The sequence below is a fragment of the Pseudomonas nunensis genome (genome assembly GCF_024296925.1).
Taxonomy (GTDB): domain Bacteria; phylum Pseudomonadota; class Gammaproteobacteria; order Pseudomonadales; family Pseudomonadaceae; genus Aquipseudomonas; species Aquipseudomonas nunensis.
In genome coordinates this window covers 3,792,492-3,819,163 of the sequence record NZ_CP101125.1, presented here as the reverse complement: position 1 = coordinate 3,819,163, position 26,672 = coordinate 3,792,492, and the positions used below count along the sequence as shown (strand labels likewise).

Annotated in this window: 21 protein-coding genes and 1 tRNA gene; 19 read left to right on the top strand and 3 right to left on the bottom strand. The window is 52.8% G+C overall.

Annotated elements, in window-relative coordinates:
• Positions 1 to 9: 9 nt before the first annotated feature.
• Positions 10 to 315 (top strand): hypothetical protein, encoded by a 306-nt coding sequence (locus NK667_RS16385; RefSeq protein WP_054053050.1) that lies wholly within the window; start codon positions 10 to 12, stop codon positions 313 to 315.
• 167 nt (positions 316 to 482) lie between these two features.
• Positions 483 to 803 carry an I78 family peptidase inhibitor gene (locus tag NK667_RS16380; RefSeq protein ID WP_054615463.1) on the top strand — a complete coding sequence of 107 codons (321 nt, stop codon included), beginning with the start codon at positions 483 to 485 and terminating at the stop codon, positions 801 to 803.
• A 72-nt stretch (positions 804 to 875) separates the two neighbouring features.
• Here NK667_RS16380 and NK667_RS16375 read toward each other — a convergent pair whose 3' ends face one another.
• Both NK667_RS16375 and NK667_RS16370 read right to left on the bottom strand, forming a co-directional pair.
• Positions 876 to 1,088 carry a cold-shock protein gene (locus NK667_RS16375; protein WP_003179963.1) on the bottom strand — a complete coding sequence of 71 codons (213 nt, stop codon included), beginning with the start codon at positions 1,086 to 1,088 and terminating at the stop codon, positions 876 to 878.
• A 292-nt stretch (positions 1,089 to 1,380) separates the two neighbouring features.
• Positions 1,381 to 1,683: a hypothetical protein gene (locus tag NK667_RS16370; protein ID WP_054053054.1), complete on the bottom strand. Its 303-nt coding sequence runs from the start codon at positions 1,681 to 1,683 to the stop codon at positions 1,381 to 1,383.
• A 373-nt stretch (positions 1,684 to 2,056) separates the two neighbouring features.
• On the opposite strand from NK667_RS16370, the gene thrS reads away from it, so the two are divergent.
• The 9 genes from thrS to NK667_RS16325 all read left to right on the top strand — a co-directional run bounded on the left by thrS (position 2,057) and on the right by NK667_RS16325 (position 9,512).
• Complete coding sequence (gene thrS / locus NK667_RS16365; protein ID WP_010455934.1) at positions 2,057 to 3,979, top strand: threonine--tRNA ligase; 1,923 nt, start codon at positions 2,057 to 2,059, stop codon at positions 3,977 to 3,979.
• Positions 3,979 to 4,530, top strand: coding sequence for a translation initiation factor IF-3 (gene infC, locus NK667_RS16360; protein ID WP_176469887.1), 552 nt, complete (start codon positions 3,979 to 3,981; stop codon positions 4,528 to 4,530). Before thrS ends, infC begins: the two co-directional genes overlap by 1 nt.
• A gap of 60 nt (positions 4,531 to 4,590) precedes the next feature.
• Positions 4,591 to 4,785: a 50S ribosomal protein L35 gene (gene rpmI, locus NK667_RS16355; RefSeq protein ID WP_008145659.1), complete on the top strand. Its 195-nt coding sequence runs from the start codon at positions 4,591 to 4,593 to the stop codon at positions 4,783 to 4,785.
• A 27-nt stretch (positions 4,786 to 4,812) separates the two neighbouring features.
• Complete coding sequence (gene rplT, locus NK667_RS16350; RefSeq protein WP_007905879.1) at positions 4,813 to 5,169, top strand: 50S ribosomal protein L20; 357 nt, start codon at positions 4,813 to 4,815, stop codon at positions 5,167 to 5,169.
• Between the two features lie 109 nt (positions 5,170 to 5,278).
• Positions 5,279 to 6,295 (top strand): phenylalanine--tRNA ligase subunit alpha, encoded by a 1,017-nt coding sequence (gene pheS / locus NK667_RS16345; RefSeq protein ID WP_054053056.1) that lies wholly within the window; start codon positions 5,279 to 5,281, stop codon positions 6,293 to 6,295.
• Positions 6,296 to 6,321: 26 nt separating this feature from the next.
• Entirely contained in the window at positions 6,322 to 8,703 is a 2,382-nt protein-coding gene (gene pheT / locus NK667_RS16340) for a phenylalanine--tRNA ligase subunit beta (protein ID WP_054053059.1), read from the top strand.
• Between the two features lie 3 nt (positions 8,704 to 8,706).
• Positions 8,707 to 9,009 carry an integration host factor subunit alpha gene (gene ihfA, locus NK667_RS16335; protein WP_002553164.1) on the top strand — a complete coding sequence of 101 codons (303 nt, stop codon included), beginning with the start codon at positions 8,707 to 8,709 and terminating at the stop codon, positions 9,007 to 9,009.
• Positions 8,990 to 9,346, top strand: coding sequence for a MerR family transcriptional regulator (locus NK667_RS16330; RefSeq protein ID WP_003179985.1), 357 nt, complete (start codon positions 8,990 to 8,992; stop codon positions 9,344 to 9,346). The genes ihfA and NK667_RS16330 overlap by 20 nt, the downstream gene beginning before the upstream one ends.
• Before the next feature lie 89 nt (positions 9,347 to 9,435).
• A tRNA-Pro gene (locus NK667_RS16325) sits at positions 9,436 to 9,512 on the top strand.
• 551 nt (positions 9,513 to 10,063) lie between these two features.
• Here the strand turns inward: NK667_RS16325 and NK667_RS16320 are convergent.
• On the bottom strand, positions 10,064 to 10,936 hold the full coding sequence (locus NK667_RS16320; protein ID WP_054615462.1) for a BrxR family helix-turn-helix transcriptional regulator: 873 nt from the start codon (positions 10,934 to 10,936) through the stop codon (positions 10,064 to 10,066).
• Between the two features lie 119 nt (positions 10,937 to 11,055).
• Here NK667_RS16320 and NK667_RS16315 point away from each other — a divergent pair, with 119 nt between their 5' ends.
• The 8 genes from NK667_RS16315 (at position 11,056) to dpdJ (ending at position 26,670) form a co-directional block, all read left to right on the top strand.
• Positions 11,056 to 11,355 (top strand): hypothetical protein, encoded by a 300-nt coding sequence (locus tag NK667_RS16315; RefSeq protein ID WP_054615461.1) that lies wholly within the window; start codon positions 11,056 to 11,058, stop codon positions 11,353 to 11,355.
• Positions 11,356 to 11,665: 310 nt separating this feature from the next.
• Entirely contained in the window at positions 11,666 to 11,920 is a 255-nt protein-coding gene (locus NK667_RS16310; protein WP_152980985.1) for a hypothetical protein, read from the top strand.
• Positions 11,921 to 11,928: 8 nt separating this feature from the next.
• Positions 11,929 to 15,009 (top strand): protein DpdE, encoded by a 3,081-nt coding sequence (gene dpdE / locus NK667_RS16305; RefSeq protein ID WP_063869680.1) that lies wholly within the window; start codon positions 11,929 to 11,931, stop codon positions 15,007 to 15,009.
• Positions 15,009 to 17,486, top strand: coding sequence for a protein DpdF (gene dpdF, locus NK667_RS16300; RefSeq protein WP_063869679.1), 2,478 nt, complete (start codon positions 15,009 to 15,011; stop codon positions 17,484 to 17,486). Before dpdE ends, dpdF begins: the two co-directional genes overlap by 1 nt.
• Positions 17,486 to 18,379, top strand: a complete 894-nt coding sequence (dpdG, locus tag NK667_RS16295; protein ID WP_054615458.1) for a protein DpdG — start codon at positions 17,486 to 17,488, stop codon at positions 18,377 to 18,379. The genes dpdF and dpdG overlap by 1 nt, the downstream gene beginning before the upstream one ends.
• Complete coding sequence (gene dpdH, locus NK667_RS16290) at positions 18,376 to 21,474, top strand: protein DpdH (RefSeq protein WP_054615457.1); 3,099 nt, start codon at positions 18,376 to 18,378, stop codon at positions 21,472 to 21,474. Before dpdG ends, dpdH begins: the two co-directional genes overlap by 4 nt.
• Positions 21,461 to 22,213, top strand: a complete 753-nt coding sequence (locus NK667_RS16285) for a hypothetical protein (RefSeq protein ID WP_054615456.1) — start codon at positions 21,461 to 21,463, stop codon at positions 22,211 to 22,213. Before dpdH ends, NK667_RS16285 begins: the two co-directional genes overlap by 14 nt.
• Positions 22,213 to 26,670 (top strand): protein DpdJ, encoded by a 4,458-nt coding sequence (dpdJ, locus tag NK667_RS16280; RefSeq protein WP_054615455.1) that lies wholly within the window; start codon positions 22,213 to 22,215, stop codon positions 26,668 to 26,670. Before NK667_RS16285 ends, dpdJ begins: the two co-directional genes overlap by 1 nt.
• The last annotated feature ends 2 nt before the right edge of the window (positions 26,671 to 26,672 follow it).

The following is a 26,672-nucleotide window of genomic DNA, read 5'->3' as shown; positions in this document are numbered from 1 at the left end:
GACCGCGCTGTGCAGATCGATTTGAATACCCCTGACGGTTTGACCCTTGAAGCTGTGCGCCAACTGCTGGCCTCCGCCAGCGACGATGAGCACACCCAGTTGCGGGTGACCAAGGCTGGCATCGCTTACATTTCGTCGGGCGTTGTGGGCGGCACCGACATCGGTGGGCTGCTGTTTCGTCTTGAGACGTGGGCCAAGGGCTCGGGCTACGTGGGATTGGTCGCCGCCAGTGATGAGGTCTGGGTCATGCAGATCTTCAATGCGCTGAAAGAGAACTGGCCGACGCCGCCGTTCGACTACATCGACATCTATTGAGTGCTGTTCATATTCAGTCACGATTGAGTGCTGAACGGCACGGCGACGCTCAGGCAAACTCGCTGATTGTCCAGACAGAGGGACAGGGCGATAGCGCTGTCTGTGAAACCAAAGGCCGGATTGGCGGTCGCACGAACTCAGCTTAACTATTGAAAGAAGGAGGCTTCATGCCTTGGAAGCTCGCGTCATTGGGTACTTTGTTGGCCGTTGCCATGCTGGCCGGTTGCAGTACTCCCTCCACCGAGTCGGCAGCAAAGGACCCTGTGGTGACCGACACCGGCCACAGCCGCTGTGATTCAGAAGCGGCGCAATTCACCATCGGCAAAAAGGCTTCACCAGAACTGCTGGAACAGGCCCGCACTCGCGCAGGCGCGCAGAATGCCCGGATCCTCAAGCCCAGCGACATGGTGACTCTGGAGTACCGCTCGGATCGCCTGAACCTGAACACCGATGACAACCTGGTGATCACGCGCGTCAACTGCGGCTGATCGCTGGCAGCTTTTGTTTCGCCCATAAAAAACCCCGTCACATGGACGGGGTTTTTTTAGTGCGCCAGAAACTTACTCTGGGCGAACTTGTGCAGCTTGCATACCCTTTTGGCCTTTCTCAGCCACGAAGGAAACGGTTTGGCCTTCTTTCAGGCTTTTGAAACCGTCGCTTTCGATAGCTTTGAAGTGTACGAACAGGTCGTCACCGCCACCTTGAGGAGTGATGAAGCCGAAGCCTTTTTCATCGTTGAACCATTTAACGGTGCCGGTTTGGCGATTAGACATGGTGTATCTCCAAGAAACATATATTTTCAGTAGTACTGTGCTGCTCAGGCCAACTGGGCACACGGGACTATCATAGTCGAAATGTACGGTTTGGGAGCCCCCCAGAGGGGTTGTTTGCCAAACAGTCGCGCTTTCTTTACTGCTTCATCGCGCTGAAAGCCCCGATTTAAAAGGCTTTCAGCCGAAAGTAAAGACGATAAAAAAAGCTGTAAAACCTGCATAAATTGTACAAAAAAGCGCTTTTCGGAGGCTTTTCACTGGCTGAAGGAGCCTTTAAAGCGCTTTTCAGGGCTTATTTTTTTGCCTTGTTATCGGCTTTGCAGGAAGAAATCTGGGTCAGCGCCTTACGTTGCAAAGCTTCATCAGCTTTGTTGTCCATCAGGGCTTGAAGGTCCTTGGCCGGGTACGATTTGATCGCGTCAGCACCGCAAGCGCAGTGAGCATTGGCAGCAGCCGCGCCGATTTGCGGGGTGGCTGCCTGGGTGCACTGAGCCATGTATTTCTCGCGCTCACCCTTTGGCCATTCGGCATGGGCGGCCATTGGCAGCAGCAGGACGATGGGGGCGACTACAGCGAACAAACGATTCAGACGCATGCTGGGATGCTCCTTGTGGGTCAATGTCTTGTTATCTGAGGGGTAAAGCGGGGTTCAAGTTCATCACTCTGGCATAAAATCGCCTGATTTGCCCCAGCAGAAAACCTCTCTACCGCGACGACCGTTCATCTGTGCTAGCATGCCTCGCTCGGGCTTTTGCGGGCTCCGGTGACCATTGGTCCCGGTAGCGGCAGAGGCACGAATAACCCTGATTTGAATCCCAGTCACTCTGGTTCGGTTTTCCGGTTGGCCGCAAGGCTCCTGCCGCTGTAAGGCAGGCGTTCGTTATTGAATGGCCTGGATCGGATCTTGTACTGGCTCATCCCAACCCACGTGACCTTTGGTAGGGGTCACCACTAGGAGAGGAGGCGCCATGCCAACTATTACTCTTCCCGACGGCAGTCAACGTTCATTCGATCACCCGGTTTCCGTAGCCGAGGTCGCCGCATCCATTGGTGCTGGCCTGGCCAAAGCCACCGTGGCCGGCAAGGTCAATGGCAAGCTGGTTGACGCCAGCGACATCATCGACAGCGATTCCACGCTGCAAATCATTACGCCAAAGGATGAAGAGGGGCTGGAGATCATTCGCCACTCTTGCGCCCACCTGGTTGGCCACGCGGTCAAGCAGTTGTACCCGACGGCCAAGATGGTCATCGGTCCGGTCATCGACGAAGGCTTCTATTACGACATCGCCTTCGAGCGTCCTTTCACTCCGGACGACCTGGCCGCGATCGAACAGCGCATGCAGCAGCTGATCGAGAAAGATTACGACGTGATCAAGAAAGTCACTCCGCGCGCCGAAGTGATCGAAGTGTTCAAGGCCCGTGGCGAAGACTACAAGTTGCGCCTGGTCGAGGACATGCCCAACGAGCAGGCCATGGGTCTGTACTATCACGAAGAATACGTCGACATGTGCCGCGGTCCGCACGTGCCGAACACGCGCTTCCTGAAATCCTTCAAGCTGACCAAGTTGTCCGGCGCCTACTGGCGTGGCGATGCCAAGAACGAGCAATTGCAGCGCGTTTACGGTACTGCCTGGGCTGACAAGAAGCAGTTGGCGGCTTACATCCAGCGCATCGAAGAAGCTGAAAAGCGCGATCACCGCAAGATCGGCAAGCGCCTGGGCCTGTTCCATACCCAAGAAGAGTCGCCGGGCATGGTGTTCTGGCACCCGAACGGCTGGACCCTGTACCAAGTGCTCGAGCAGTACATGCGCAAAGTTCAGCGCGACAACGGCTATCTGGAGATCAAGACTCCACAAGTCGTTGACCGCAGCCTGTGGGAGAAATCCGGGCACTGGGCCAACTACGCCGACAACATGTTCACCACTCAGTCGGAAAACCGCGACTACGCCATCAAGCCGATGAACTGCCCTTGCCACGTGCAGGTGTTCAATCAAGGCCTGAAGAGCTACCGCGAGTTGCCGATGCGCCTGGCTGAATTCGGTGCTTGCCACCGTAACGAGCCATCGGGTGCCTTGCACGGCATCATGCGTGTACGTGCGTTCACCCAAGACGACGCACACATTTTCTGCACCGAAGAGCAGATGCAGGCCGAATCCGCTGCGTTCATCAAGCTGACCATGGACGTTTATGCCGACTTCGGCTTTAAAGACGTCGAGATGAAGCTGTCCACTCGTCCGGAAAAACGCGTTGGTTCGGACGAATTGTGGGATCGCGCCGAAGCAGCCTTGGCTGCAGCCCTTGATAGCGCGGGCTTGCCGTACGATTTGCAGCCGGGTGAAGGTGCGTTCTACGGTCCGAAGATCGAATTCTCGCTGAAAGATTGCCTCGGTCGTGTCTGGCAGTGTGGTACCCTGCAGCTCGATTTTAATCTGCCTGTCCGTTTGGGAGCCGAATACGTCTCCGAAGACAACAGTCGCAAGCACCCGGTTATGTTGCACCGGGCGATCCTCGGATCCTTCGAACGTTTTGTCGGAATCCTGATCGAGCACTACGAGGGTGCGTTCCCTGCGTGGCTGGCTCCGACCCAGGCAGTGATCATGAATATCACTGACAAGCAGGCTGATTTCGCCGCTGAGGTTGAAAAAACTCTCAACGAAAGCGGATTTCGTGCCAAGTCTGACTTGAGAAATGAAAAGATCGGCTTTAAAATCCGCGAGCATACTTTGCTCAAGGTTCCTTATCTCTTGGTTATCGGAGATCGGGAAGTCGAGATGCAGACTGTCGCTGTGCGTACTCGTGAAGGTGCTGACCTGGGCTCGATGCCCGTCGCCCAATTCGCTGAGTTCCTCGCTCAAGCGGTTTCCCGGCGTGGTCGCCCAGATTCGGAGTAATTACTATTAAGCGTGAAATGAGACAAGATAAACGAGCTGCACCGAAAGCCCCGATCAACGAGAATATCTCGGCACGCGAGGTTCGGTTAATTGGGGCTGAGGGTGAGCAGCTTGGGATTGTGTCAATTGAAGACGCGCTTCTTAAGGCTGAAGAGGCCAAACTGGATTTGGTGGAAATTTCCGCCGATGCAGTACCCCCTGTTTGCAAACTGATGGACTACGGCAAATCGATCTTCGAGAAGAAGAAGCAGGTTGCTGCGGCCAAGAAAAACCAGAAGCAGATCCAGGTTAAAGAAATCAAGTTTCGTCCAGGGACGGAGGAAGGGGATTACCAGGTAAAACTGCGCAACCTGGTACGTTTCCTGAGTGATGGGGACAGGGCCAAGGTATCCTTGCGATTCCGCGGCCGTGAGATGGCCCACCAGGAGCTGGGGATGGAACTCCTCAAGCGAGTTGAAGGTGACTTGCTCGAGTACGGTTCGGTCGAACAGCATCCTAAGATGGAAGGACGCCAGCTGATCATGGTCATCGCCCCGAAAAAGAAGAAGTAATCAATAGGGCACGGCAGGCCTTCTGATTATGTTTATCAACTGAATGCGGAGTATCCGAACATGCCAAAAATGAAAACTAAAAGTGGTGCTGCTAAGCGGTTTCTGAAAACTGCTAACGGTATCAAGCACAAGCACGCTTTCAAGAGCCACATCCTGACTAAAATGTCGACCAAGCGTAAGCGTCAACTGCGCGGTAGCAGCTTGCTGGCACCGTGTGACGTGGCAAAAGTCGAGCGCATGCTGCGCCTTCGTTAATTTAGTCAAGAATAGAGGAAGTAACTCATGGCTCGTGTAAAGCGTGGCGTCATTGCCCGTAAACGTCACAAAAAAATTCTGAAACTTGCTAAAGGCTACTACGGCGCTCGCTCGCGCGTATTCCGTGTTGCCAAGCAAGCGGTAATCAAGGCAGGCCAATACGCCTACCGTGACCGTCGTCAGAAAAAACGTCAGTTCCGCGCTCTGTGGATCGCTCGTATCAACGCTGGTGCACGTATCAACGGTCTGTCCTACAGCCGTTTCATCGCCGGCCTGAAAAAAGCGTCCATCGAGATCGACCGTAAGGTTCTGGCTGATCTGGCAGTGAACGAAAAAGCGGCGTTTGCTGCGATTGTCGAGAAAGCTAAAGCCACCTTGGCTTAAGTACCCCCGACAGTCACCCGACCTCACCTCTGTGGGGCCAGGTGTTAAACGTCATAAATAGGGGAAGAGCCTTCAAGCTCTTCCCCTATTTTGTATCTGGAGTCTGTACATGGAAAACCTGGACGCGCTGGTCTCTCAAGCTCTAGAGGCTGTGCAAAGCGCTGAAGATATCAATGCCCTGGAGCAAATCCGGGTTCACTACCTTGGCAAAAAGGGTGAATTGACTCAGGTGATGAAGACCCTGGGGAATTTGCCGGCAGAGGAGCGTCCGCAAGTCGGCGCACTGATCAACGTTGCCAAGGAGCGTGTCACAGAGGTTCTCAATGCCCGCAAGGCACTGTTTGACGAGGCCGACCTGGCCGCCAAACTGTCTGCCGAGTCCATTGACGTGACCCTGCCTGGCCGTGGCCAGACCTCTGGTGGTCTGCACCCGGTTACGCGCACTCTGGAACGTATCGAACAGTTCTTCACCCACATCGGCTACGGCATCGCCGAAGGCCCTGAGGTCGAAGACGACTATCACAACTTTGAAGCGCTCAACATCCCAGGCCATCACCCGGCCCGGTCGATGCATGACACCTTCTATTTCAATGCCAACATGTTGCTGCGCACCCATACCTCGCCGGTACAGGTCCGCACCATGGAATCGAAGCAACCGCCGATCCGCATCGTCTGCCCAGGCCGTGTGTACCGTAGCGACTCCGATATCACCCACTCGCCGATGTTCCACCAGGTCGAAGGCCTGCTGGTCGATCGCGACATCAATTTCGCCGACCTCAAAGGCACCATCGAAGAATTCCTGCGCGTGTTCTTCGAAAAAGAACTGGCCGTGCGCTTCCGCCCTTCGTACTTCCCGTTCACCGAGCCATCCGCCGAAGTCGACATGGAATGCGTGATGTGCAGCGGTAAAGGCTGCCGTGTCTGCAAACAGACTGGCTGGCTGGAAGTCATGGGCTGCGGCATGGTTCACCCGAACGTGCTGCGTATGTCCGGGATCGACCCGGAAGAGTTCTCGGGCTTTGCCTTCGGCATGGGCGTTGAGCGTCTGGCCATGCTGCGTTACGGCGTGAACGACTTGCGTCTGTTCTTCGACAACGACTTGCGGTTCCTCGCGCAATTTCGCTAGTCGTAACGAATTCTTAGGAGAGCAGGATGAAATTCAGTGAACAATGGCTGCGTGGCTGGGTAAGCCCGCAGGTAAGTCGTGACGAGCTGGTTGCTCGTCTGTCGATGGCCGGTCTTGAGGTCGACAGCGTTACGCTGGCCGCCGGCGAATTCACCGGTGTGGTGGTGGGCGAGGTGCTGAGCACCGAGCAGCACCCGGACGCCGACAAGTTGCGTGTTTGCCAGGTCAGCAATGGCTCGGAGACTTTCCAGGTCGTGTGCGGTGCGCCTAACGTGCGCCCGGGTCTGAAGATTCCGTTCGCCATGATCGGTGCCGAACTGCCAGGCGACTTCAAGATCAAGAAAGCCAAGCTGCGTGGCGTTGAGTCCAACGGCATGCTGTGCTCGCAAGCCGAGCTGCAAGTGGGCGAAGGCAACGATGGCCTGATGGAATTGCCAGCCGATGCGCCAGTCGGTCAAGACATTCGTGAATACCTGAGCCTGGACGACGCCAGCATCGAGGTCGACCTGACCCCGAACCGCGGCGACTGCCTGTCCCTGGCCGGTCTGGCCCGTGAAGTCGGCGCGCTGTACAACGCCGAAGTCACCCGTCCGGTAGTGGCTGTCGTGCCAGCCGTGCACGATGAAGTGCGTTCGGTTGAAGTGCTGGCACCAGCTGCTTGCCCGCGTTATCTGGGTCGTGTGATCCGTAACGTCGACCTGTCCAAGCCAACGCCGCTGTGGATGGTCGAGCGCTTGCGCCGTGGCGACGTGCGCAGCATCGACGCTGCCGTCGACATCACCAACTACGTGATGCTGGAGCTGGGTCAACCGCTGCACGCATTCGATCTCGCCGAAATCAATGGCGGCATCCGCGTACGCATGGCTGAAGAAGGCGAGAAGCTGGTTCTGCTCGACGGTCAGGAAGTCAGCCTGCGTAGCGATACGCTGGTGATTGCCGACCACACCCGCGCCCTGGCAATTGCTGGCGTGATGGGTGGCGAGCACAGCGGCGTCAACACCGCGACCACCCGCGACGTGTTCCTTGAAAGCGCGTTCTTCGATCAGATTGCTGTCGCTGGCAAGGCCCGCTCCTATGGCCTGCACACCGACGCTTCGCACCGCTACGAGCGTGGCGTGGACTGGCAACTGGCCCGTGAAGCCATGGAGCGCGCCACTGGCCTGCTGCTGGAAATCACTGGCGGCGAAGCCGGCCCGATCATCGAAACCGTCAGCGAGCAGCACCTGCCGAAAATCGCGCCGGTTACCCTGCGCGCGCAACGCATCACCCAGATGCTGGGCATGGAAATGGAACCGTCCGAAGTCGAGCGTCTGCTCAACGGCTTGGGCCTGACTGTTTCCGCCGATGGGGCAGGGCAGTGGCGCGTAGAAGTGCCAAGCCATCGCTTCGATATCAGCCTGGAAGTTGACCTGATCGAGGAATTGGCCCGTCTGTACGGTTACAACCGTCTGCCGGTTCGTTACCCGCAAGCCCGTCTGGCGCCGCAAGCCAAGGCCGAAGCTCGTAGCGACCTGCCTGAGCTGCGCCGTCTGCTGGTAGCCCGTGGTTATCAGGAAGCAATCACCTACAGCTTCATCGATCCGAAACAATTCGAACTGTTTAATCCGGGTGTTGAACCGCTGCTGCTGGCCAACCCGATTTCCAACGACATGGCGGCGATGCGCTCGTCCCTGTGGCCAGGTCTGGTCAAGGCGCTTCAGCACAACCTGAACCGTCAACAAGATCGCGTCCGTCTGTTCGAAAGCGGCCTGCGTTTTGTCGGTCAGCTGGAAGGCTTGAAGCAAGAGCCGATGCTGGCGGGTGTTGTGTGCGGTAGCCGTCTGCCGGAAGGCTGGGCGCAAGGTCGCGATGTCGTGGATTTCTTCGACGTCAAGGCTGACGTGGAAGCGGTGTTGGGCTTTGCCGGTGCACTGGATTCGTTCACTTTCGTGCCAGGCAAGCATCCGGCGCTGCATCCAGGTCAGACTGCGCGCATCGAGCGTGAAGGTCGCTTGGTCGGTTACGTCGGCGCGATTCACCCGGAATTATCGAAAACCCTCGGTCTCGACCGTCCGGTCTTCGTTTTCGAGCTGGTTCTGGCGGAAGTGGCGTTGGGTAAAATGCCTAAATTCCAAGAGTTGTCGCGCTTTCCTGAAGTGCGTCGTGACCTTGCACTGATTGCCGAAAAAGACGTCGCAGCCAGCGCCGTACTGGACGTAATCCGTGAAAATGCAGGGGAATGGCTGACGGACCTCAGGCTATTTGACGTGTATCAGGGTAAAGGCATTGATCCTGATAGAAAAAGCCTCGCAGTTGGCTTGACCTGGCAGCATCCATCGCGCACTCTTAATGACGATGAGGTGAATAACACGACGCAAAATATCCTCACCTCGCTCGAACAAAGGTTGAACGCCACGTTAAGGAAGTGACGTATGGGGGCTCTGACGAAAGCTGAGATGGCGGAACGTCTGTATGAAGAGCTGGGCCTGAATAAACGGGAGGCCAAGGAATTGGTCGAACTGTTTTTTGAAGAAATCAGGCACGCTCTTGAAGACAACGAACAAGTCAAATTGTCCGGTTTCGGCAATTTCGACCTTCGGGACAAACGCCAGCGGCCTGGCCGCAATCCGAAAACGGGTGAAGAAATCCCGATCACGGCTCGCCGTGTGGTCACCTTTCGTCCAGGGCAGAAGTTGAAGGCCCGAGTTGAGGCTTATGCTGGAACCAAGTCATAACGACGAGCTACCCGTCATCCCAGGCAAACGCTACTTCACCATTGGTGAAGTCAGCGAGCTGTGTGCGGTAAAACCACACGTGCTGCGCTACTGGGAGCAGGAGTTTCCTCAACTCAACCCCGTCAAACGCCGCGGAAACCGCCGGTATTATCAGCGACAAGACGTGCTGATGATCCGGCAGATCCGCGCGCTCCTTTACGATCAAGGGTTCACCATCGGCGGCGCACGCTTGCGTTTGTCCGGCGATGAAGCCAAAGACGACACCACCCAATACAAACAGATGATTCGGCAGATGATTGCTGAATTGGAAGACGTATTGGTTGTCCTCAAGAAATAAATTCCTGCGTTTGAATACTTCCAGTTTTCAAAAGCTTGCGATATATTCTTGAGCGTTCCTCGAGCTGAGGAACAGGTTTGACGCCTAGTCGGGGCGTAGCGCAGTCCGGTAGCGCACTAGCATGGGGTGCTAGGGGTCGAGTGTTCGAATCACTCCGTCCCGACCATATTTTTCAATGACTTAGCCCAATCTGAAAAGGTTGGGCTTTTTCATGTCTGAAAAATACCCCCACATTTACCCCCACAGATTTTTCGGCCATAAATCGTGATGTTGCCTAGTTGTAAGCGCGCGAGATACTTTGCCCCGGCAAGAATGCATGTGACTGGCGAATTTTGCAGGGTCTTTAGTGTTAAGAATTCCGTTAGCACCCTTCTGTAATTTAGCCGTTTCGGTCCGCCAGTTTCTGTAGGGGGTCGATTCCCGTCACTCTCTGACAGAGATCTATTAGGCATCTATCATCCTGAAACACGAACATTTCTCTGCGCGTCCCCCAATCTAAATGAGGATAGGTGGGTAGTGAGCCGTAGGCAGTCGCCAGTCTTCGGCAGGCAACGTATATCTGGTACTCGCCATCATCGTATTTGTCCTGCTTGGGGGGCAGCGCTGCTTGGCATTCCCATATTTATGCCGGTGTCTGCTATTTCAGCCTATGGCTGCCAGCGGAATTTGAAGCAAATTACGCGGGCGCAGTCGCCGCTCACACGTATTCTGCTGTCCTCAGTGATACAGCCAGGGCTGTAGCGCGTTGAGATTGGTTACCACGATTTGCTGTGCGCTCGCCCTGGATTCCACTTTGTTCGCGTCAATTTGAAAACGTTGCAGTACGTATTGCACGAGAGCGCCGCGGCTAGGGAGTATGAGTTGGCCGTTTTGCATACCGTAGTCGATCTCAATGATGTTCTTTTGTTCAGGTGTCAGGCGTTGGTCAGGTTCGATGATTACATCAACCAGGGTGTTCCAGCCGGTATCTGCCTCGCGGCTAAATGCCGAGGTGTCTAATACGTCCGGCTCACCCCGCAAGCGGCTGAGTACGAAGTCACGGTACTCGCCATTCTTCTCGCAGTAAGCGCGTACATGCCAGCGCATGCCGGTGTAGATCAGTGTGTGTGGAGCAATCAGGCGGATTTCTGAAATCGGCGTGGAAAATGATACGTACTCGGTTTCCAGTCGGAGGCCTTCACGGCAGGCCTTAAGCAGCGGTCGTAGTACCTCTGGGCGGATCGTGCGGTCCGGCACATGCAGTACTTCAGTATGGGCATAGGCCAGGGCTAGGCCGTCGATGTGCGGCGCGCGTTCGTGATTCTGGTTGAGTAGGTGTAAATAGGCGCTGGCACTGTCATCGATGAAAAGTGGCTTGAACGCTTTGCTCGGCACATAGCCCTTCAGCGACTTGCTATATGTAAGGTTTTTAGGCGCATATTCATTTATGTAGCTGTTGATGTCCTTCGACGCCTGCTGCCGACTGATGCCAAAGCTCTGCATCAGGTGCCCTGTGGTCAGGCGGCCCTCCCACCAGGTAATGGTCTCGATCAGACGATAGCGTAAGGCCAGATCCCAGCGTACTTGTTCGATCGATTGCTTGCGTTTCATAACGTCTCCATCTGTGCAGAAACTTTACCTGTATATGCCTACATCATAGACCTGTCGTCAAAGGCTACATATTCTGCGATCGCGGTTCAAGATTGACCGCTAGTGCCGGGGGAAACGAGATGGAAGGTAAGGAGTTGGTGTGGTCAATTTTGGGAGGGGCAGGCTTGGTCATCATCACGCTGATGGTTGCGTTACTGATTCAAGCGTTGCTCCTGCGCACTATCCAGGATGCTCTCGCGCAACGGGCCGACGCCTTAACTCACCAACAGACAGTCAGCAAGAGGCTGATGCAGGAATATCGGGAGGTGTACTCGGCACTACGAGCAGAGCGTGCGCATGTCGAGCAGTTGCAGCGCAAAGTGCTGCTGATCCAAGATTTGCTCACAGATTACCTGAGTGGCGTGGCAGTGAGTTTTTGAGTGGGCGAGAGAATGCAGCGATTCAATCGCTACAGTGTTTAAACCAAGCAAAGGAGTTGCCTTGCGGCTCCGTAGCTTTATTTTGACTTCGCTCGTCATGCCGGCATAAATCAGCATTCCGACTCAGAAACGTGAGCTGAGCACCGATGGTCAGTAGGTCTACAATAGGGTAGACCCAGAATGCGATCTGGGTATCGACCTCCGATGGGGTCACGACAAAAGCGGCACAGATCGTGATCTCGATAATGAAGGCAGTTGAAGTCAGGATTGCGGTGATGCGGATCGCTGTGAAGACAAGGATGGCCAGTAGATGAATAAGTTGAATAGAAATACGAAAAATTACCGCTGGCTTACCTGGTTTGCTTTACCGCCTGTTGGTGACATGGGTAATGTAACGCTTTGCTCATGTGAGGCAGGTCACGGTTCTCCAAGGGTGGCCCTCCAGAAACGGTTCAAAGCAATCGACACGCATAATCTGGATCATCTGTGTACGCTGCTGTCTGTCCGTGCCAATAGTGGTTGTGGTTTTGTTGCACCCGAATATCGCTACATGACGAACATTTAGGGAATGGAATGAATGGATTGATGGTTGGCGATCTCGTGTGTTCCAGTAATTTTTCCGGTATAGGAAAATTACTGAGCGTGGATCACAAGAGCAATGAGGGGGTGGTGGGGTTTTTTGAGTCGCCCATTAGTTCTGAGTGTCGACTGAAAGCCGTAGATGTTGCTTTGCTTGAAAGTGTACAGTTGTACGAAGAGTCGATTGTGTATTGTCAGGATCGTGCAAGCGGTATTTGGAGGAGGGGTAGGTACGCTGGTCCTCGCCCCGGTAACAGGCATCTAGTGATTTTTCGGGCTGGTGGAGATCAGCAAGAGGTCGACATTGATCAACTTAATTGCCTGAATATAGGGCCGGGAGAACTGCTCGACCCGGCGGCGTTTTTGGCTGCGCGGTCAAATGACGCACCCTATTTTTGCTCCTTACGGCATGATTTTTTGAGCGCTTATATCGAGCAGCGCGCAGCCTGTCGTTCAATTTCGTCAATTCCCAGCAGCAGTGTTGAGTTGGAGCCGCATCAGATTGCTGTAGTGCGTCGTGTTCTCCAGGATCCAATACCTAAATACCTCTTGGCAGATGAAGTAGGCCTCGGCAAAACCATTGAAGCGGGCATGATCATTCGTGAGCATGTGTTAGAGAAAAAACATAACTCAAGAGTGCTTATCACAGTACCTGCGGCACTTATCGAGCAATGGCGAGATGAGTTGTCTGGACGCTTTCACCTTAGTGAGTTGTTGGCAAGTCATGCTGAGCCGCAGCGATTGATTCGAATCTGCTCGCATGAGCAAGTAAATAGTGTCCTCAAGGGTTGGTTGCCGACCTTATTGGTGGTCGATGAGGCTCACCAAATTGCACCTTGGGCATGGGATCAACAGTTTGCAGTGCGTGAGCGTTTTCGTGCCCTGGCCGAAGGCTGTCAGGTGGCCTCGGTTGTACTGCTTCTTTCTGGTACTCCGCTAAACGGTAATGAGAAGAACTTTTTGGCAATGCTGCACTGCCTTAGTCCTGAGGCCTATGAATTGTCACAGGAGGGTGTGCGTCGTTTTACTACCCAGATTGCTGAGCGAGAATTAGTCGGTGGTTGGTACAGCGCCCTAACGCCAAGCAACTCCAACGCAGCTTTGGAGCATATACTTCAAAGTTTGGTGAGTAAATTCCCTGATGATCCGTCTCTGCAATCTTTAGTCAATGAGACCCTTCCGCTTGTAGATTTTTTTGCTGAGCAAAGTGGTGATCTGAGAATGCAGGCAGTCCAAACTTTAAGGCGTTATATCGGCGAACACTACCGACTTCATCAGCGAATGTTGCGTAACCGGCGCGAGTCGCAGCAACTGGCATGGCTGTTTCCAGGTCTTGCCGGCTTGAAACGTAGTTATTGGCCATTGGCAGAGAAAATGCCTTCTTTAGATTTGTTGCTGGAGGCGTATCGCAGTCAAGCAAGTCGTGATCCTGATGATTTCCAGGCGATGAATGCAGAGGTGTACTTGCAATGGGTAGATGATCTATTGGTCAGTCCTTTGCTAGTCGGTCGGCGCGCTAGTCAGATCATTCAACGTCTGTCCGGTTCGCTGAAGCAGGCTGAACAGGAGTTTCTTGATGATATCTCCCAGCAAGCCCTTCACGAACAGGTAGATAAAGACAATTGCTTGATTGAAAGCCTTCGCAATTGGCTTGCTGAACATAAAAACGGCAAGGCAGTGGTATTCTGTGGGGTTGAGGAAGTTGCGCAACATATATTCACTTTGCTGGCTTTCGAATTAGATGTGGCGGTTGAACGTTATATCCCCGAACGAGAGTTGCGATTCATCCGCCCTGTGAATTCTGTCAGAGTGTTGGTATGTGACCAGCGGGGTGAGGACGGTCTTAACCTGCATGGGGGACAGCGAATTGCAGTGCATTACAGTTTGCCACGCTCCTTCAGTCGTATTGAGCAGCGACTTGGCCGACTTAATCGTTACAGTGCCAACTTGGTCGGGGTTCGTCCAGTAGAAAGTTTGGCGCTACTTCCTGCGAATGACGGATTAATCCGCCGCTGGATTGATGTGCTGGATCTGTCAGTAGGCATATTCAACAACACGGTAGCTAGCTTGCAATATGTACTGGAGGAGCATCTTGAGAGCACCTGGAAAACAGTAGCCTCTTCGGGTGATGAGGCGCTGCTACGGAGCGCAACAGGCTTAAGTGGCGATGATGGCTTGCTTGTACGTGAGCGACGTCGCGTGAAGGTTCAGGAAGAGTTGCTGGCGCTAGATGATGAGGTCAGCGAGGCTAAGGACTTCGCTGAACAAATAGCCAACGCCGACGACTCCGCAGAAGAGCAAGCCAAGCGCATGTGCGCATGGATGACTAAGGGGCTGTCCTTCAATTTTGAGGGTGACTTGCAAAGTCCATTTAGACTCAGGTTCGCCGTAGAGGGATCACGTGAGGGCACCAAGACGTTAGTGGACGTCCAAACCTTTGTTGCTACCTGCCTAACCGGTATCGATCCCAAAAGTGGCAATCCCCCGGCAACTGCGCCAATGAGTGTTTCTAGAACCCAGGTTGCTGGTCAGTCCGGTGTGTATCCATTTCGATATGGTCAGCCGTTTGTAGACTCAGTTTATAATTTGATTACTGTTGATTCGCGAGGAGCAACCAGTGCTTTTCTGCGCATACTTGAAAAAGGCAATTTGAGCGCACCGAAAATATTCTTCCGACTTAATTGGTTGGTAACCGCTGTGAAGCTTGGGTCTAGTCGTCTGGAACAAGTTTGTGGCGATGAGATGTTGATGCCTTCAGTGCAGAGCCATTGGCTGGCGGAGGATGGCAGTCTGGTGGTTGCTGAGAGCATGTTGAGGTCGTTGGAGTGGCCTTATGACAAAGCTAATCCCAGCTTTCAAGATTTCAATCTGCGCAGTGACGCCTGGCCTGAGTTTGAGTCCTTGTTACCTGCAGAGCACTGGAAGCGAATGATCTTGGAGATCGCCTCTAGAAGTCGCCAACAGATTTTGGCTGACCTGCCCCAGGTGCAAATCTGTTCGTTTGAGCCGCAACTGCAACTACTATCGATGCATGCGGTAGTTGTGTGTACAAACAAGATGCTGAGGGGGGCTTGATGCAAGCACAGTGGAACGCCCTACAAGCAGCATTGTTGAATCCAGGCTTAGTTTGCGAGACCAGCACACTGTCTGAATCGTTTTTTATTCGGTTATTAAAGGTTTTTCGGGATCTTAAATCAGGTCCGGCGGACCGCGCGGCGGTGTGCCGGGATGCTTTGGGTTGTGCATTAGCGCACAGCATCGTCGACCCCGTGTTGCGACTACCTGCCAATGCCGTTAGTGACATGCATCTTTCTCGTGCTGGAGTAGTCCGGGATGCCATGACGGGTTACGTGCGGATGGCGGATGTTCAAAATAATGATGCGCTTGATGTTTATGGACATCATCCCCGTCGACATCTGAAGGCCGTGCCAATGGATGTAGCTCTGCGGCAAAGGCTCAAAAATGAGCAGTTCGCTTCATACCAGGGGCTTGGGCAGCAAGCAGCAATACGTACAGTTTTAACATCCCCTCCTGACAGTACGCTGATCATCAACCTGCCAACCGGTAGCGGAAAGACCCTAGTCATTCATGCGCTGAGCCTGTTTTCGGGCAAGCAGAAACTGGTACTGGTCATTGTACCAACAGTAGGGTTGGCGCTGGAGCAGGCAACCCGTGCCGCTGAGGTACTTAACCGTGCAGACTGTGGTCATGGAGGTAGTTATGTCTTGTATGGAGGCCAGGCGGATGCTGAGCACCAGCAAGTCCTCGAGCGTTTGAAAGACGGGGGGCAGCGTATTTTGTTCTGCTCGCCGGAGTTAGCTAGCGGCAAACTCCGGCCGGCGCTTTTTCGGTTGGCACAGCAAGGGCAGTTGGAGGCTCTGGTTGTTGACGAGGCGCATATTATTGACCACTGGGGGGCAGGATTTCGTCCTGAATTCCAGTTGCTGGCACCCCTGTTTCGCTCGCTGAGGGAGCATTCACCGAAAGGCATACGTACAGTCTTGATGTCGGCAACCTTCAGTGATCCGACGCTGCAGTTGCTTAAAGATTCTTTTGTTCTGGAAGGCAAACAAGCCATTGAAATTCATGGCAGCTTTTTACGCCCAGAATTGAATTTTAATGTGTTGAAAACTGCGGACCCTACAGAACATCAACTTGCTGTATTGGACGCGCTTCGGTGTTTACCTCGGCCACTGATTTTGTATACCACACAGAAAAAAGAGGCTGAAAACTGGAAACATTTACTGCTTGGCAATGGGTTCACTAGAGTCGGATTATTCCATGGCTCAACAGCCGCAGATCAGCGCGACGCGCTGATTCGCAAGTGGGGAGATGACGAACTAGACATCATGGTCGCTACCTCCGCCTTCGGTGTAGGCATGGATAAGTCCGGGGTGCGTTCGGTACTGCATGCGGCTGTACCGGAGAGTTTAGATCGGTTCTATCAGGAGGCTGGTCGAGGGGGGCGTGACGGTACAGCCTGCTGGTCTTGGCTTATCTACCACCCAGGACAGTTGAGTGTGGCGGAAAGACTTTCGCAGGAGAAGTTGATCTCTGCGGAGTTGGGGGTGGAGCGCTGGAAAATGTTGTTGGAAAGCAGGGAGAGCAGCGGTGAATATTTCACAATTTCTCGATCTGCTCTGCATCGCGGCCTGCCACGACATAGCAAGCGTAATGAAAAATGGAACCTGCGTACCCTGCAGTTGATGCAGCGTGCGGGGGTTATTCGTCTGTTTTTTACTCCACCCGAACCGCCACAGTTCGAGGGTGAGATAACTCCAGAGAATGAGCAGGTTCTTAATGATTATTTTGAGGATTATTTCAGCCGTATTGGCGTTCAGATCCTCATTGACGCCCATTTGGCTCCTGAGGTATGGCAGCAACAGGTAGCCCCGCGCCGCGATCAGGAAAAAAAGGCCAGGGCTGATGGTTTTTCTCGTCTAACCAGATGGCTAAAGGACACGCGGCAACCGCTATGTTGGCAGTTGGATGAGTTTTATCGCCCTAGTGGCATCGCCCCTGAACGTAGCTGTGGGGGATGTCCTGGCTGTCGTAATCAAGGACGAGGCGCTTTTACCCCGACGCTGGGGCATCTATTCCATCTGCGCGGCGTGGAGCCATTATCTGTTCCGAGTTGGATGCCATCTTCACAGTTGTTGCGGGTCCGCTACCGACCTGAGTCGTACGCTAGGGTTACGTCCAAAGCGATGCTGCACAATTGGCGTTTCTGGTTGCAGAACTTACTGCGTACCAGGCAAGTTCAGGCTGTACGCGCCAGTCAGGTAGTGCTGGATGAGATGTACCAAGACGACGCCCTTAAGACGCTACCATTCTGGTGTGCGCTTGCACCTCAAGATAGTGCTGGGGGATGGCTGGAGTTGGTGCTACTGATGCCTGGAGAAACTCATTTGCCATTGCCGAGTTTTGATGATCCGCTAAGAGTTATTGTCGCACCTGAAGGATTGGCTGACCCGTATTTGCCATATCGCACGTGGTGGGAATGTCACCCCGGCAGCAAGGTTTTGGAAAATTTTGTACAGGAGTCTCAATAATGTCGATGGTGAATAATGCCAATCCAGGCAGCAGTTTGGTGTTGCTGAATCTCATTGATCGAGTGCTAGTGCGAAAAGGTAAATCTATATCTCGTGTCGATGTATTGGAGATTCTTCGTCCTGAGTTTTTACCTAAATCCGCAAATGCTCAAAAACGGTTTGAGTGGAATCTGGATTTTTGGCTAAAGGAAGGACTTTGGTTGCAAGATGACACTGGCATGATCTCTGTACCTGAGGGCGCGACAGATCGAAATTTAGCACATAGAGTGTTGGCATTAATAATCGGCAATGCCAAAAAAAATACTGATCAGGCCCTTCTGGATGATAGACGAGTTGAACCTTTTTTTCGGGCTATGACCTGTCTGCTGGTGCAGCAGGGCTATACCTTTATGGGGGGAGAACCGTTGTTGTCTAGCAATGCACAAGAAGCGGTAAATCGCTGGCTACCTGGTGAACGGGGCCTTAATCTCACTAACGAGTTACCTATTTTTTTACAGTACGGTGATTTTTTTGGATTTCTCGAGCCTTTCGGTGCGGGATATATTGTCGATCCAACTCGAGCTATTGTGCCGTATTTAGAAACGATGTTTTTAGGTGAAAGCAAATTGTCGCTAAGGGTTTTTATTGAGCGATTGGCCGAGCAAATACCCCTGTTGGACGGGGGTCACTTCCGTTGTTTACTCGAACCTTTGATGCAGGAGTTAGGTTGGCATCCGAGGGAGGCTCATCAGGTCAGTCCGGCACTAAGCCACGCATTGGTGCGTTTGGAGAGTGCTTTTCGCCTGCGCTTTGAGAAGGCCTCCGACGACACCACTAGCATGCAATTACAACTTCCTGGCGGAGTCCATCGTTTTGTTAGTGAGGTTGTCTACGTTCCAGCGGTGACTGTATGAGCCTGATTAATTACTGGCCTCAGCCTGAATATGTCACCCAATGCATTCGCACGGAGGCCGAAGAACTGGCGGAGCATGTACTGCTGGCGGTGCATGAGCCTATGCAGTTGCTACGTGTGGGCTCTGGTGCGGATCAATTATGCGACGAAGAAAATCTGCTTGAACACTTTCTATCGATAGAACGACCGATCCCTATCATTGGACGTTCCGGGGTAGGTAAATCCCACCTGATTCGCTGGTTGGATGCCAAACTAAAATTACACTCTGATTGCCAGAGTTGGCATGTCGTGCGCATTCCGAAAAATGCCAGTCTGCGCCAGGTACTGGAACTCTTATTGGCTGGACTTGAGGGAGAGGATTTCGAGCAGGCTCGTAGTAGGATAAGTTCGGTTGGTGAGCAATTAAAGACCGAGGCGGTTGCGGACCTGTTGCTAACATTCATGTCTCAGCAGTTGAATGAGTTGCACCAAGATGCTGCTCAGAAGGTTGCGTATTACCGTGAACATCCATCGGCACGTCAGCAGTTGAGGGCTGAAGAGGCGCAGCGCTTGCGAGATATTCAAACTTATACACTGCCTGGTCGGGGTCTCTCAGAGTTAATTACTGATCCTAACTTCAAAAAAAGCCTGCTTAAACCAGAGCATTGCATACACCAGTTTGCTAGTCGTTTGACGCAGGGGGCAACTGATCATGAACTTCTCCGTAACGATTACCAAATCAAGGACGGGGATCTTGACTTTAGTTTCAATCTTGATGACTTGTGCCTAAGCGCACGGCAGTGTGTCAGTCAGACCCAGTTGAACACCAACCAACTTGCGCGTGAGGGTGCGGCCCGCGTACTGAATGAAGTTCTTGGTGAGTCTACACGTACGGTTTTTGGATATCTTTTTCAATTCAATGGTGGCAGTTTTCAAGACCTGTTCAAAGAGATACGCCGCTCACTGAAACAACAAAACCGCACTCTGGTGGTACTGGTAGAGGACATGGCGGCAATCTCCGCTATTGAAGACGTCCTGATAGACAGTTTGCTAGAGGAATCGGTGCGTGATGGTGAGCAGGAGTTATGCACGCTGCGTTCGGCGATTGCGGTAACCGATGGCTACCAAGGCTATTTGCGGCGTCAGGATACAATTAAAACCCGTGCGCAATATGAGTGGCATATTCGTGAGCAGGGGCAAGGCCCTGAGCAGACCTTAGAGCGAATTGTCAATTTCTGCGGACGCTATCTGAATGCCGCCCGCTTTGGCAGTGAGGCGCTGAAATCTTCTTGGTTAGGTCGAAAATCTGATTCGTGGCCGCCAGTTTGGTCAGATTCCGATGACGATAGAGATGACTTAAAAGCATTCGGGTATGCTACGTTTGGAGTGCCATTATTCCCTTTTAATCGTAATGCCATTGCTGCACTGGCAGATAGTTTTTGTCGTAAAGGCGATGAAGAACTCAAGTTTAATCCCCGCCAGGTATTGAACGAGATTCTCTTGCGCACGCTAAGCAATTACCGGAAAACATGTTTGTCGAAGGCGTTTCCGCCCGCTGACTTTGCCGGGATTAAAGTTAAGGCTGGATTGTCAGGTGCTTTGCAGAAGCTTGAAAAGCCAGAGCGATGCAAAACACTAGCCGCGATCTGGGGATATGACAGTCGCTCGATCGAAGATCTGCAAAGAAAGATGGATTGCCGGGTTGCCTGGATCTTTGGTTTAGACGGCCTAGCTGCAATGCTCAAGGACGGATTGAGTATTTATGAGGTTGCCCCGAGTGGATCCATAGTTTCGGAAACCTCAATTCGAGCGGTAAAACAGGGTGCCTTACAAGACTTATCCCCTGAGACGGTTGACTCCAATCAGCTAGAGTTGCACCTATTAGAAGAGGTTGTCACCCTTTGGTTTCAGCGTAAGCAAAAGCTTGGGCAAGAAGAGGCTCGTATTCTGCGTGCAGGCCTCTTGGGGATGTATGAGCAGTATGCACGCCTGGACTGGATTGGCCTAAAGGAAAAGCCTTCTCTGAAGATTTCAAGTCGTATACTTATCGAGCTTCCTTATGCTATGGGTAATAACGCGGGAAGTAAGATGCATTTTTGCTTGGAAGAGGATTTTAAGCTTCCGCAGAAAGCAGAATTTCTGCAGGGTGTAGCACTTGCACTGCTCCGTTACGAATACTTTAACCGCAAGTCTGACCGCGACATCGGGTGGGGGTATCCCAACGGGTTCGGGGATTATCTCCTCTATCAGAGTTTCGCCGCTTACTGGGTGCCGGACATGTTGCAGACACTGGCGGTCGAGATGCGGCAAGCCTTACCAGGCGTACTAGGTAAGCAACTGCAATCGGCCATGACACTGGGTTTGCTGACGGACAGCAATAATGACCGTCAGCGCTTAAACGAATTACTCAGAACCGCTGAGGAGATTCGTGAGAGTGAGATGTCGGCAGTTGTGCCAGAGCTAAAGCAAGCACGCGAGCAAGTGCTTGAGAAATGGGATGATCAGCGTGAGGCCTGGTTGAAACTAGTTTCCGCGAATGATCATGGGATGGATGGGGATCTAGCACTCAACGCTTTTAAAGTCGCCAAGACCAATCAAGACCCTCAACTAGTGAAATTGTCAAATACAATAACTCAAGCTCTGCGACCGTCAATCAATGTTGTTGAAGTGTTAGATGGTTGCACTCGACAAGATACCTTCTGTTCTTTGCTAGATGAGATGGCGGGCCTGGTGCGTGATATCAGTGTTGGTGGGCAGTATTATCCAACACTGCCAGATTTCCCTAATGCTAAGAAAATGCAGGCCTCACTGGTTGCCTTGAAAGACAGTGAGAGTTGGAGAGTGGTTAAAGACCTGCTTGCACTCCGTGAAGAAACGGATGTGATTAGGCGCTTGCAACGGGTCAACCAACTTGATGGTCTACGGTTGGAGTTAGTAGTGAAGGTGCTAACCAATTGGAACATATTTTACGGTTTCGTGTTGCCTAGGTTGGAGTCGGAAAATGAGAAGTGGGGAGGCGACATTTTGAAGCAGTCTCAAGACAGTGTGACCCGTCTACTTGATGAAATGGCTAAAACTGTGACTGATCTGCGGGACGAAAATCATGAGCATGCTTGAACAGCAGATCCAAAGTCTGCGCAGTGAACAACTGTTAAGTCAGTCTGCTGGACAGTCCCGTGAATCCATCGAGGATTGTAAGCATATCTATGAGCGCTTCCAAAATATCGCCAGTAGTCTTAAAGTTATGGTGGCCAATGCGGCGGTGCTCAAGGCGCTTCCGGTAGATGCTCCCGAGTCGATGCAATTAAGTACTGAACTACAGAAGCAATGCGGAAAAGCAATTGTAAGTCTTAAAGCTTTCACTGACGTTTGGTCTCAGAAAAAATCTGCGGCCCGTCAGGATGATGCGCTTGATAATGCTCAGGTAGCACTCGGCAAACTAACCACTGAGTTAGAAGAAAAAGTTATATCGTGTTGGAAAAATTGGACTGCTCAACTTGATAGCTTATGCCGGGTTGAACAGGTGATGCTCGATACCCAGCGCGGTATTCCTGGGGTCGAGAGATACTATACGGAATACGTCGCTCTTCGTAAGCAGTTCTTGGCACAAGCCAAACAGATGCCTGAGACCGTTTGGTCTATTCAAGAGTTAAAGAAACTGGCTGAACGCATGCAGCAGGTGCGGGATCAGATGGATTTCGATCTGCCAGCAGATGTTGGCCGCTTTTTTAATCAACTTAATCAACTCGCAAGTCTTGGGCGGGCACCGCTGTCCATGATGACGCTGGAGGCTTTTCAGTGGCTTCAAAAACACGATCTGCTGGAGCAGTTCACAGTTAGTCGGAAAGCTTTCTGATGACCATTACTCTGGAGCAGTTGCACGCTTGCTTGGACAAGTTGGAAGAGCAGGAAACCAGCTTGTTGGTTTGGGGCGATACCGGTGGTTTCTTCAGCGAAGATGAGGTGTTGACAATCCTGGAAGAAGTACTGCCCGATCACGATCCCTATGATGTGCTGATTGCGTTGAGCAAGCACGCGATGCTCATCGAGGTGCCCCATCCTGAAGGGCTCACAAATGTTTACCGGACGCGTATGGGCGAGGCGGCGCACCTGTACCGCAACCTTCGGCAATGGTTTCTCAACCAACCGATAGATCGCGCTCGTACGTTAGTGTCGGATTTCCGATTTTTGCGTCGGCCTCGTAGTTACCCCAAACGCGATCATGATGTGGCGCAATTGCTGCCGAAGTGGTTGCAGTTGTCGACACTGTGTGATCCTGAACATTTAAAGGCCGCCATTGAGTTGTTACTCAATCCAGCCAGCAATCTGCGGAATTTGGCCGGTTTTCAGTCCCGCGCCACATCAAGTATTTTGCAGGCTTTTAGTGAGCATCGCTACCGACCGACTCATGCCTCCGGCACCATCGTTTGTGCCGGTACTGGTAGTGGTAAGACGCTGTCGTTCTATTTACCAGGCCTAGCCTCGCTAGCTGCAGACCTGCTGAGTGATCACACACCCAGGGTGCGGATTCTAGCCATCTATCCGCGCAATGAACTGCTCAAAGACCAGTTTATGGAAGCATGGAGCCAGTGTCGTAAACTCGATGGTCTGATGCAAACCGGAACTGGCCGCAAGATTCGCATCGGTGCACTGTACGGAGATACTCCTACTGAGTGGCGATGGGCGGGGGTAGATTTTAAAACGAAGAAACCAAGTTTGGCGTTTGACCTACTACGCTGCCCGAGCAGCAGTTGCGGCGGAAAGATGGAATGGCGTGCCAACCTTAAAGAGGTTAACTGCAATCGCTGCGGGCACCATGTAGCCGATGACGAGGTGGCTTTGACTCGTCGCTGCCAGACAGATGTTCCGCCGGACATTTTGTTTACCACCACTGAGATGCTCAATCGGAGGCTTGGGGATTACAGTTGTAACCATCTGTTTGGTGTTGGCCCGCAAGCGGGGCCAACGCTAGTGTTACTCGATGAGGTGCACACTTACGGTGGCGGTAGCGGAGCTCAGACGGCCTATTTACTGCGGCGTTGGATGAAACGCGCTCAATGCCGACCACATTTTGTTGGGCTATCTGCAACCTTAGTCGATGCCGCACGTTTTTTTGCCGAACTGGTCGGGGCGCGCGACGAGCATGTTGAACTGGTTGAACCGTTGTCTGATGAAATGATTGATGAAGGCGCGGAGTACCTGATGGTACTGCGCGGTGATCCGGTCTCGCAGACTGCTTTGCTGTCGACCACCATTCAGGCCAGCATGCTAACTAGGCGTATTCTGGATGCCCGCAAGAGCTGTTCTAAGGGGACGTGGGGAAGTAAAGCATTTGTCTTTACCGACGACTTGGACGCGAACAATCGTCTTTATCACCAGCTAGCAGATGCTGAAGGATGGCGCACAAATAAGTGGGGGCTAACACCCCATCACCCAACACTGGCTAGCCTGCGTGGTCCAAGGGATCGGCAGGATGAAGATGAGCAGGAAGCGACGCATCCACTAGAACGTATCCGTCTGGGGCAAGACTGGCGAGTGGGCACAGATATCGGCCATTTGCTCGGTGAGGATGATCGGGCGGTAGTCGGTCGTACGTCGAGCCAGGATGCAGGGGTCGATGCTGACGCTGAGATTGTCGTTGCTACGGCTTCACTTGAGGTAGGCTTCAATGACCCGGCAGTGGGGGCAGTCCTGCAGCATAAGGCACCGCGTGATGTTGCATCCTATTTGCAGCGCAAGGGTCGTGCAGGCCGCTCTCGCACCATGCGTCCTTGGATGTTGGTAGTTCTCTCCGAGTTCGGTCGTGATCGAGTTGCATTTCAACGCTACGAAGAGTTGCTTAGCCCAGAAATTAAGCGGCAGGGTCTACCGCTGCACAACAGCCATATTCAGAAAATGCAGGCGGCTATGGCACTGCTCGACTGGCTAAGTGCGCAATTAGGTAGTGGTGCCGTGTGGACGATACTTCGCAAGCCTCAGGCTAATAAGAGTAGTTGCAAGCGACTACTGATTTTGGTTGAGCAATTACTGCAACCAAGCAGCCAGCAAGATCAGTTTACCGCCTATCTAAAAGATGCCCTCCAGGTTGATAACGGTACTCTGCTGCGCATTCTCTGGGCACCCCCGCGTTCGGTAATGTTTGAACTACTACCTGCGCTGCAGCGCAAACTAGTTACCGATTGGAGCGCCAATGGCCAACTGTGGGAGGATGTGGCTAAAGGGAGTTCGCCGCTGCCCGAATTTATCCCCGAAGCGCTGTTTAGCGAACTCAGCTTACCTAGTCTGTTTATCGCCTTGGTGCGCGGGGTAGATTTGAGCGTCGAGTGGAGAGATTTGCCAATTTTCCAAGCGCTACGCGAGTTTGCCCCAGGACGGATTTCAAAGCGGTATGCCATTGACAGTAACTTGGATGCTGACTGGCTAATTCCAGTAAATTTTGTTCCTGAACCTGACTCCATCCAACAGTCTGGGTTTGAGGTCTGTGAGGCTTTTGGCGAGCAGTTGCTCGATGAAGGCTCGGTTGGCAGTAGCGCTGCTCAGTCCTTGGCAGTACTGCGTCCTAATGCTGTCTATACCCGCCGTCTCGAGCCGAAGTTAAATTTAACTGAGAAAAGCAACGCGCGACTAGTGTGGCAGGCCGAGTTTCGTGTGCCGTCACTGACTGAGTTACATGAGCCTCCAGTTGGCAGTTGGGGGAGAAATCTTACCGATGTGACCTTCTGTTTGCACCAGCAAATGACTCCTCTGGAGGTGGTGCGTTTTAGCACAGCGGCGCAAGCCACTTTGCGGTTTACCAACGGTGCAAGTACCCGAGTCAGATTTGATTGGGAGCGCAGTGGTGAACCTGTTGCTATCGGTGCTCGGCAGTGGGTCGATGGTATGCGTATTCGATTTCGGATTAGTGATCAAGTGATTGTCGATATGTTGGCAAATCCGCAGGTTTTACATGGACTCCGCCCTGTGTTCTTCCGTCATCTTGTTGATCAACTAGATATTTTTGGTGGTGATTCGTTCAAGGCAAATTGGGTTGCTGAGTGTTATTTAGCTGCGCTGGCTGGAGAGTTCCTTAATCTGGATCCTACAGAACCTCAACCAATAACCAGTGCGCTCACCCGGTTGCACACGGCTGCCGGTATTGAGCGTTTGCGCATAATTCCGCAGAGTTTGTTTCAACCCGATGAGCAGTTGGACTCTGTTCAAGAGCAAAAACTGCAAACAGATTTACGTGAGTTGCTAGCACGAGATGATCTGCTCAACGGCCTACAGGAGTGCGCCCGTGCATTGTGGGTTGATGTAGATTTGCTACCTGAATTGCTCCTCTGGAGTCGCACGTTGCTAGCCAATACCCTGGCTGGCGCTGCCCAGCGAGCAATGTGCGTACTGTTGCCAGATGTTGATGAACGGGTGGTGGTGGCCGATGCTTTTTGGCTGGAGGACTGCCTAGAAGTTTGGTTGAATGAGGCGGAGGCTGGGGGCAACGGAATTATAAGTCGCCTGGAGCAAGCATATTTCGAGGATCCGCTTCGCGTTCTTAATACTCTCGCGCGTAGCCTGCAGCCAGGTGACTATGAGCAGATCGATTTTCATCTTTTCCAATTGCTGGAGCAGGTAGCCCCAGGGGGTAGTCTGGCCGATGCGCTAGCCGCGGTGAGAGGGGCCGGTGATTTGCAGCAGCGTCGTGATGCCAATGCAGAGTTGCACCGGCTTCTGCTCAGCGAGGGCTTTACCCTGAGTCACAGTTTTTTGAGTGTGTTGCATTCGAGAGTTTTAAGACCTGGTAGCAGTGACTCCACTGACGCAAACTTGCTTGATTTACTGAGCAACTGGCGAGCGTTGGAGGCCCATAGCGGCCTTGAGTGGGGTCTGAATATCGTTGCTCATGCACTAGCGACCAAAGAGTTGGGTAGGCAGGCATCTCCCGTTGAGGTGTTCCAAGGCCTTTGTCGCAATCAGGGGTTGTTGTGGCCACGTGGTAATGCCATTCGCCAGTCTGAAATGAGTTACTACAACCCATTCCAAAATAGTGTTGCTACCACCGAGCGTTTGCTTGGCAGTTTGCTGTTTGCCGAGACCCAGTCGCATGTTCAATTTTCTCCTGATTACTTGGCTGAGTTACACAAAGTGTTATGCCGAGCAGGGCGAGCAGACCTGTTACTGCCGCGTGCGCAGATCACCAAAATCTCGCAACTGATTTCTGATATTCAGTTACAGCCTGTTGATCACTCAGGGCTTTGGTTATATCCGCGCATTGGGGCTATAACTAGGTTGCAGGATGGTTTGGTATTGCGCGTCGAACTGGCCGAGGCCATTTAATA

What these genes read in the sequence shown, in the direction of transcription:
- rpmI (WP_008145659.1), top strand. Translation starts at nt 4,591, where the DNA reads ATGCCAAAAATGAAAACTAAAAGTGGTGCTGCTAAGCGGTTTCTGAAA.
- NK667_RS16330 (WP_003179985.1), top strand. Translation starts at nt 8,990, where the DNA reads ATGCTGGAACCAAGTCATAACGACGAGCTACCCGTCATCCCAGGCAAA.
- NK667_RS16320 (WP_054615462.1), bottom strand. Translation starts at nt 10,936, where the DNA reads ATGAAACGCAAGCAATCGATCGAACAAGTACGCTGGGATCTGGCCTTA.
- dpdE (WP_063869680.1), top strand. Translation starts at nt 11,929, where the DNA reads ATGAATGGATTGATGGTTGGCGATCTCGTGTGTTCCAGTAATTTTTCC.
- dpdF (WP_063869679.1), top strand. Translation starts at nt 15,009, where the DNA reads ATGCAAGCACAGTGGAACGCCCTACAAGCAGCATTGTTGAATCCAGGC.
- rplT (WP_007905879.1), top strand. Translation starts at nt 4,813, where the DNA reads ATGGCTCGTGTAAAGCGTGGCGTCATTGCCCGTAAACGTCACAAAAAA.
- thrS (WP_010455934.1), top strand. Translation starts at nt 2,057, where the DNA reads ATGCCAACTATTACTCTTCCCGACGGCAGTCAACGTTCATTCGATCAC.
- NK667_RS16310 (WP_152980985.1), top strand. Translation starts at nt 11,666, where the DNA reads ATGAATAAGTTGAATAGAAATACGAAAAATTACCGCTGGCTTACCTGG.
- NK667_RS16315 (WP_054615461.1), top strand. Translation starts at nt 11,056, where the DNA reads ATGGAAGGTAAGGAGTTGGTGTGGTCAATTTTGGGAGGGGCAGGCTTG.
- NK667_RS16375 (WP_003179963.1), bottom strand. Translation starts at nt 1,088, where the DNA reads ATGTCTAATCGCCAAACCGGCACCGTTAAATGGTTCAACGATGAAAAA.
- dpdJ (WP_054615455.1), top strand. Translation starts at nt 22,213, where the DNA reads ATGACCATTACTCTGGAGCAGTTGCACGCTTGCTTGGACAAGTTGGAA.
- ihfA (WP_002553164.1), top strand. Translation starts at nt 8,707, where the DNA reads ATGGGGGCTCTGACGAAAGCTGAGATGGCGGAACGTCTGTATGAAGAG.
- pheT (WP_054053059.1), top strand. Translation starts at nt 6,322, where the DNA reads ATGAAATTCAGTGAACAATGGCTGCGTGGCTGGGTAAGCCCGCAGGTA.
- pheS (WP_054053056.1), top strand. Translation starts at nt 5,279, where the DNA reads ATGGAAAACCTGGACGCGCTGGTCTCTCAAGCTCTAGAGGCTGTGCAA.
- NK667_RS16380 (WP_054615463.1), top strand. Translation starts at nt 483, where the DNA reads ATGCCTTGGAAGCTCGCGTCATTGGGTACTTTGTTGGCCGTTGCCATG.
- NK667_RS16285 (WP_054615456.1), top strand. Translation starts at nt 21,461, where the DNA reads ATGAGCATGCTTGAACAGCAGATCCAAAGTCTGCGCAGTGAACAACTG.
- dpdG (WP_054615458.1), top strand. Translation starts at nt 17,486, where the DNA reads ATGTCGATGGTGAATAATGCCAATCCAGGCAGCAGTTTGGTGTTGCTG.
- NK667_RS16370 (WP_054053054.1), bottom strand. Translation starts at nt 1,683, where the DNA reads ATGCGTCTGAATCGTTTGTTCGCTGTAGTCGCCCCCATCGTCCTGCTG.
- dpdH (WP_054615457.1), top strand. Translation starts at nt 18,376, where the DNA reads ATGAGCCTGATTAATTACTGGCCTCAGCCTGAATATGTCACCCAATGC.